This is a genomic window from Mucilaginibacter flavidus (genome assembly GCF_024055575.1).
In the GTDB taxonomy this organism is placed as follows: domain Bacteria; phylum Bacteroidota; class Bacteroidia; order Sphingobacteriales; family Sphingobacteriaceae; genus Mucilaginibacter; species Mucilaginibacter flavidus.
In genome coordinates this window covers 1-7,644 of the sequence record NZ_JAMXOE010000051.1, presented here as the reverse complement: position 1 = coordinate 7,644, position 7,644 = coordinate 1, and the positions used below count along the sequence as shown (strand labels likewise).

At 46.0% G+C, this 7,644-nt stretch carries 4 protein-coding genes; 1 reads left to right on the top strand and 3 read right to left on the bottom strand.

Features of this window, described 5'->3' with window-relative positions:
- Positions 1–196: 196 nt before the first annotated feature.
- From recA to NAF19_RS30305, 3 genes are all read right to left on the bottom strand, one after another.
- A complete protein-coding gene (gene recA, locus NAF19_RS30315; protein WP_252794204.1) occupies positions 197–1,204 on the bottom strand; it encodes a recombinase RecA in 1,008 nt (335 codons plus the stop codon).
- A gap of 136 nt (positions 1,205–1,340) precedes the next feature.
- A complete protein-coding gene (gene nth, locus NAF19_RS30310) occupies positions 1,341–2,102 on the bottom strand; it encodes an endonuclease III (RefSeq protein WP_252794202.1) in 762 nt (253 codons plus the stop codon).
- 180 nt (positions 2,103–2,282) lie between these two features.
- Positions 2,283–2,447, bottom strand: coding sequence for a hypothetical protein (locus NAF19_RS30305; RefSeq protein ID WP_252794200.1), 165 nt, complete (start codon positions 2,445–2,447; stop codon positions 2,283–2,285).
- A gap of 598 nt (positions 2,448–3,045) precedes the next feature.
- Between NAF19_RS30305 and NAF19_RS30300 the strand changes: the two genes are divergently transcribed.
- Positions 3,046–7,644 (top strand): putative Ig domain-containing protein (locus NAF19_RS30300; RefSeq protein WP_252794198.1); only part of this gene is annotated, 4,599 nt, incomplete at its 3' end.

The window sequence follows — 7,644 nt, the reverse complement described above, 5'->3', positions numbered from 1 at the left end:
ATTCCTCCTCGCGAAGGACACCCTTGCCTTGGGTTAACGCTTCCCACTATCAAGGCGCGTTCGGGACTTCCACCCTATAGTTTGCGCCCGTGCCGGGCGCACACAAAAAGGCCCGGCTAAACGCCAGGGTTCTCTTTCATATCTATGTACTCACTTTTTCAGATCGATTTCACCTCAATGCGGTGAAATCAAAAAACTATTCTTCCACCAAAAGGTCGCCGGTAACTGTCGCCTTTATTTTACCTTCCAATTCTTCCATCAGTTCAGGGTTATCCATAATCAGTTGCTTTACAGCATCGCGGCCCTGTCCCAGGCGGGTTTCGCCATAGCTAAACCATGAACCTGCTTTTTTGATAATGTTGTGCTCAACCCCCAGGTCAATAATTTCGCCGGCTTTGGAAATACCTTCGCCAAACATAATATCAAATTCCGCTATACGGAAAGGCGGAGCAACTTTGTTTTTTACAATTTTCACTTTAACACGATTACCTGATACTTCATCAGTATCTTTTATCTGTGATATACGGCGAACGTCCAAACGTACCGATGCATAAAACTTAAGCGCATTACCACCGGTAGTAGTTTCGGGGTTACCAAACATAACGCCAATTTTATCGCGCAATTGGTTGATGAAAATACAGCAGCAACCTGTTTTGCTGATGGTACCGGTAAGCTTACGCAATGCCTGCGACATTAAGCGTGCATGCAAACCCATTTTCGAGTCGCCCATTTCGCCTTCAATTTCGGCTTTGGGAACAAGAGCGGCAACTGAGTCGATAACCAGGATATCGATAGCACCTGAACGGATAAGGTTGTCAGCAATCTCAAGCGCCTGCTCGCCGTTGTCGGGTTGCGATATCAGCAGGTTCTCTACATCAACACCCAGTTTTTTAGCGTAAAAACGGTCGAACGCATGTTCAGCATCAATAAAAGCAGCAATGCCCCCTTTTTTCTGGGATTCGGCAATAGCATGTATGGCAAGGGTAGTTTTACCTGATGACTCAGGGCCGTATATTTCTATCACACGGCCTTTTGGCAAACCGCCAACACCAAGTGCAATGTCAAGACCTAAAGAACCTGTTGAAATAACTTCGGTTGGCTCAATAACGGAATCGCCCAGTTTCATGATGGTGCCTTTTCCGTATGATTTTTCCAGTTTATCTAATGTTAACTGTAATGCTTTTAATTTATCTGAACTGCTCATCTTAAAAATTGTATGAAACAAATGTAAATAACATTTTTTATAAATGCTAATATTTTTAGTAAATATTTTTTATTGGGTGATTTGGCTTAGCTTTCATTATTATAACGGATAAACTTAGCTAACATAAACAACTTAATCAATCATTGTTATCAACACTCCGCTTCTTCAGCTCTTTGCTAATTTTATTCAATGCATTTCTCTTTTTTAACTCCTTCGCTTTTTTAACCTTCAAAGCTTCCGCCTTCAATAAAGCCGTTTCGGTATGAGTGCTTTCATAATATTTGCAGAACCAGCTTATAGGGCAAATCTCGCACTTGGGTGTGCGGGCAACGCATATATAACGACCGTGCAGTATCAGCCAGTGGTGCGCCACGGCCAGCGTTTCACTTGGCAAAAACTCAACCAGTTGCTTTTCAACTGCCAGGGGAGTGCGGGCTTTATTGGTGAGCCCTAGCCTTGCCGATACCCGGAACACATGCGTATCCACAGCAATTGCCGGTGCATCAAACACCACCGACGAAATAACGTTTGCCGTTTTCCGCCCTACCCCTGGCATCTTCTGCAAATCATCAATTCCCGATGGCACCTCTCCGTTAAAAACCTCAACCAAAACTTTTGCCATACCTACCAAATGTTTGGCTTTATTATTAGGGTAGCTTACACTGCGGATATAAGTAAAAACTTCATCGGCAGTTGAGGCCGCAAGCGACTCGGGCGAGGGGAAGCGTTCAAACAGCGCGGGGGTTACCTGGTTAATGCGCTTATCGGTGCATTGTGCCGAAAGTATAACCGCCATCAGCAACTGGAACGCATTGCCATAATGCAGCTCGGTTTCCGCATCAGGCTGATTTTTTGAAAAATACTCTACGAAGTGATGGTAACGTTCTTTCCTGGTCATGTATTAGTTCATAGTTGATGGTTAATAGCAAAACCGTTAAGCTATGCTGCAAATAAGCACAAAATACCATGAACTGTCAACCATGAACTACGAACTTGTAAAAATAGAAAGGTTCACAAACCATAGACTATTTTATAAAAAACAGCTTTGACCTGTGAACCAGTGAGGCAGACGGTACTGCTAACGTAAGCTCCTCGAATGGTCGAGAATGTGGTGAATTGTTTGAACCTTAGGATTCTTTTTCAGCAGGTCCAAATCAGCACGAAGTGAATGATAAAACATTAACTCGTCGCCTTCCAGATTCTCCTGTAATTCCTCGTTCACCATGGCTTTGTCAGTCAGCAAATTTAAAGTCGTTGTAAAAGTTTCATCCATAAGCTTTCTTATAATTTTTTTGGTTTACAGATACTAAACGAAAGCTTAAATATAATATTTTATCAAGATGAAAATTAAATGAAATTTTTTTGTTACAAAGGTTGGAGAGGAAAATAAACGGCCGTAATTATTATCAGGGCCGGGTTGTTTTTATGCCTAAATTCAAAAATTAAGCGGTTTTTGGTTTAATTGCAAGCGGTATCAACCGGTCATTAATATATTGTACACAGCCCCCAACGTCTCATTAAAATATCATCATTTACGTATTTCCTGCTCCACGTAGGCTCCCGGGAACCAATCTCCGACGTTTTATTACGCAAATTTGTCCACCATTTGTCCACCCCATATTGTTATTAAAGCCCGCAAGTGATTGGTACATTAGCGTATTGTTAACGGCCGTTTTTTTCAAAGGAAAAAAAACGATCATGATCTAAAATTATTGCACAAGCCGGCACAAAAAATTAAACATCAACAATAAAAAAGTATATTTATCATCAGTTTCAATCTGAAAAATCACCCCTTTTTTCGGGACCTATTATTCAACCAACTTATTATCACCCTAATAAAAATGAAAACACATCTACCTTCATTACAAAAGTCAATGTCAGTAAATCGTCGCTTTGGTAAGCCCGGCTTACTGGCAGCCGCAATTCTTTTATGCACTGGTATCGCGTTATTCGCCGCGTCGAAAAACGGGGGCAAGTTAAACTTTGCCTTTGAAGCCCATAACCATAAAGCCACACTTGTAAATGCAAAAAAACCTGCGGATCACAATGCCAGGGGTAATACTGCACAAGGCGCACCCATCAGTGTTAGTTACAGCAGCAGCAATTACACTTTTCATGTAGGCACCACTATTTTGTTAAAGCCAACCGCCAGCGGTGTAGCTGCACCGGCGTATACCAGTCCTGTAATACTGGGTTCCGGGTTAAACTTCTCTCAAAACGGCTTAACACTGGATGCGGCCGGTAATATGTATGTAAATGACCAGGACGGAGGTTTCGGAAACGTTAAAAAAATAACTGCCGACGGCAGCACCACCACCACGATAGGTTCGGGGTTTTTAAACCAAAGCGGGAACGTTGTGGTAGATAAAACAGGAAATGTTTACGTTGCCGACCAGGCAAACGTATGGAAAATACCGGCAAGCGGCACTCCGGTAACGTACGGTACGCCGGTGGTTATCAATAACACTTTTAGCCGACCATTCGGTGTTGCAGCTGATACCCTGGGCAATATTTATGTAACCAATATAGGCGGCGGCGTATATAAAATGGCAAATGACGGAAATAATAAAGTTAGGATAGACGATGGGACAATTAATAATGGCTCCGGAATAACGGTGGACGCTGCGGGCAATGTATACGTGGTTGATTTCGTTACCCTGGCCCTGTATGAGATACCTGCAAACGGCAGTCCTCAGGTGCAGCTGGCAACCGGGTTTAGCTTCCCCAGAGGCGTAGCAGTTGACGGCGGCGGAAACATTTATATTGACGATGAGGGCGCAAATACGATATACCAGGTTCCGCCTGGTGGCGGAGCTTCTTTTGCAGCAATTTCGGGTATAACTAACGCTGTAGGCGTAGCTGTTGATGCAATGTATAATGTGTATGTTGGCTTGCAGGGCTCGGCAGGCATAAACAAATTCAGCCCGACGGGGGGCTATTTTATAAGCCCGGCATTGCCTGCAGGCTTAAGTTTAAATAATACAACAGGTGTCATCACCGGCACGCCCGCAGCAATTACAGCGGAGAAAAGCTATATTATATCGGCTTATAACTCCGATAACAGCGTTTCTGATACCATTCGCATTGCAGTTAACCCCCCTATTCCCGTTCCGGTACTTAGCTATACTAATCCGAATGTGGATACACTAGGCGTTGCTATAGACCCTATAGTACCCTCGGCCACCGGCGTTGATACACCGGGTTATGCGCCATATAAACTTGTAGCCAACGGATTTTCGGCTCCGCTGGGAATAGCGTCAGACACTGCGGGCAATATTTATGTGGCCGACAAAGGCAATAACCTGGTAAAAAAAGTACCCGTTAATGGCAGCGCAACGGTGAGCCTCGGTTCGGGTTTTAGCAGCCCATCGGGTGTGGCGGTTGATGCTGCGGGCTTTATATATGTGGCAGATGCTGGTAACGGAGCGGTAAAGAAAATGTCGGCCGATGGCCTCACAATAACAAGCATCGGCTCTGGTTTTACTTCACCGGTTGCCGTGGCGGTTGACGGTGCAGGCAATGTATACGTTGCCGATGCAGGAGCCGGCGCTGTTTATAAAATATTGGCAAGCGATGGCAGTACAGTTACGCTATCCGGCACTTTTGATACCCCAACAAGTATTGCAGTAGATAAAACCGGCCAAAATATCTATGTTTCAGACGGGGCCGCAAATTCAGTATACAAAGTCAGTCCTGGTTGCGGTTGCCCCGAAGATCTTGGATTCTTTTTTAATTCTCCTACGGCTGTTGCGCTCGACCCTCAGGGTGACTTATACGTGGCTGATGCGGATATCCCGAATACAACCGGGCTGGTTTACAAAGGCGACGGCAAAAGCAGTAATTTTGTAGATATCGGGTCAACCTTTTTATTTCCTTCGGGAGTGGCGGTTGATCCATCAGGAAATTTATTCGTGACCGACGCAGCTGCCGGCATTTTATATGAAATTGTACCGTCCGGAGGATACTTTTTAGCCACTATTCTGCCTAAAGGATTAAAATTTAATGATACAACAGGAATCATCACCGGCACCCCCACTGCTTTGAGCAGTGCAACAAATTACCATGTATTTGCTTATAATGCAGGCGGAGGAACCCCAGCCACGGTTAATATTGCAGTAGTATTGCCGCCTGCCCCAACCTTAAATTATAATACCCCAAATACTTATACAGCAGGAACTGCTATTACACCACTGGTGCCAACAAGCAGTTTCATTGCGAAAACGTCCTATACAAGTACCCCTACCTTTATCGGCTCCGGATTTAACGCGCCGCGGGGAACAGCGGTTGACAAATCGGGCAATGTATTTGTTGCCGATTCGCTTAACAACGCCATAAAAATGATCCCGGCAGGCGGAGGTGTCCCGGTTCCATGGGGCTCGGGCTTTAGCGCACCCACTGGTGTAGCGGTAGACAGCCTAGGCTTTGTATATGTATCTGATTATGGCAATAGTGCCATTAAAAAAATAGCTCCTGACGGCGTTACAGTTACCAGCATAGGCGATCCGATAATGTCTCCAAGCAGCGTAGCCGTGGACGCAGCAGGCAACGTTTATGCAACAGATTTATCCACAGGGTTCATATACGAAATAAAAGCTTCTGATGGCAGTACCGTAACGCTTAACAGCAGTTTCGCGTTGCCCTTTCCTACCGGCATCGCTGCCGATGCTAACTACATTTATGTGTCTGATGGTGGTTCTGGGGCTGTATTCAAGTTTAAACAGGGTGGCGTTATTCCCGATATAGTAGGGTTGTTCAACTTCCCAGCCGGGGTTGCAGTGGATGCCTCAGGCAACCTATATGTTTCTGACGAGGGCGACAGCACAATTTACAGGGTACCAGCCAACGGGCATCCTGTTACAAATTTAGGTACCACCGGCCTCAGCGGCCCCGAAGGCTTATCTGTTGATGGCAAGGGCAATATTTATGTTGCAGATGTAAATAATAACACGGTTGGCAAGCTTGTTCCCAATGGTGGCTTTTATATAAACAGGCCACTACCGGCCGGGCTTAGCTTTAACAGCAAAACCGGAACGGTTAAGGGTACACCAACCTCGGCGTCGCCGGCAAAAGACTATGCTGTTACGGGATATAATTCAGCCGGAGCGGTATCCGCACTCTTCAGCATTGAGGTTGATTTACCGCCGCCGCCAACTTTGAGCTATACCGGTCCCAATAATTATACAGTTGGAGCTCCTATTGTTCCTCTTATACCGTCATCTGCAAATGTCAGCACTATAGCATACACAGCAGCCCCGACAGTTGTTAGCTCGGGTACTTACACTTTTATAGCCGGGGTTGCCGCGGATAAAGCAGGCAATGTTTATGTTGTTGATGCCGGCGCTAATACAGTTACAAAACTTCCCGCAGGAGGTGGCCCGCCGGTTAATATCGGTTCGGGATTTGACGGGCCCCAGAACGTGGCCGTTGATGCTGCAGGAAACGTTTATGTTGCTGACGCCGGCAATAGTTCCATAAAAAAGATACCCGGTGGCACAGGAGCACCGGTAACTATTGGTTCAGGATTTGATTACCCGGTTGGCGTAGCAGTGGATGCGGCCGGAAATGTATACGTTGCCGATGAAGGCCGCAGTGGTAGTAACGGGGCTGTATATAAAATTCCGGGCGGCAGCGGCGCACCTGTTCTGCTAACCACCGGCATTACTATTAACCCAACAGGTATTGCTGTTGATGCGGCAGGCAACTTGTTTGTGATAGATGCATTTGCAGGTGCTTTGTATGAACTTGTTGGAGGCACAGGCACGCCCGTATCTATTGGTCCGTTGTTCAACTCGCCGGAAGGGGTTACAGTTGACAATGCCGGAAATGTATATGTTACCGATACCCCCCTAGGCATAGTGGATATCATACCTGTAAGTGGTGGCCCTGTAAGCACGGCAGGCGGTTTGGGCTTACCATTCGGAATAGCTCTTGACGGTGCCGGTAATCTTTATGTTTCAGATGCCAACGATAATACCCTTAAAAAGGTAGCGCCGGCAGGCGGCTTGTTTATTAGCCCCATGCTACCCGCCGGATTGCTATTTGATGGCACTACCGGCACAATCAGTGGTACGCCAACCATAACCAGCCCGGCTACAAACTACACTGTTACAGGTTATAACCTTGGCGGCGGCACCCAGGCGGTTGTTAATATTAAGGTTACTTCTGCAAACGATGCGCTGCTGGCCAATCTTAAAGTAACCCCAGCTACTGCATTGACGATAGTACCAGGCGTGGACTATCTTGATTATAAAGCTTCGGTATTTATGCCAACGAGTTCCATCAGGATAACGGCAATTGCGCATGGTGTTGCGTCCTCCATTACGGTAAACGGCGTACCGGCAACATCGGGCGTAGCCTCGGCCCCGGTTTCGTTAAACACAGATACCACCACTGTTTACACAACAGTAACGGCAGCCGATGGGGTGACTAAAAAAACCTAT

What these genes read in the sequence shown, in the direction of transcription:
- recA (WP_252794204.1), bottom strand. Translation starts at nt 1,204, where the DNA reads ATGAGCAGTTCAGATAAATTAAAAGCATTACAGTTAACATTAGATAAA.
- nth (WP_252794202.1), bottom strand. Translation starts at nt 2,102, where the DNA reads ATGACCAGGAAAGAACGTTACCATCACTTCGTAGAGTATTTTTCAAAA.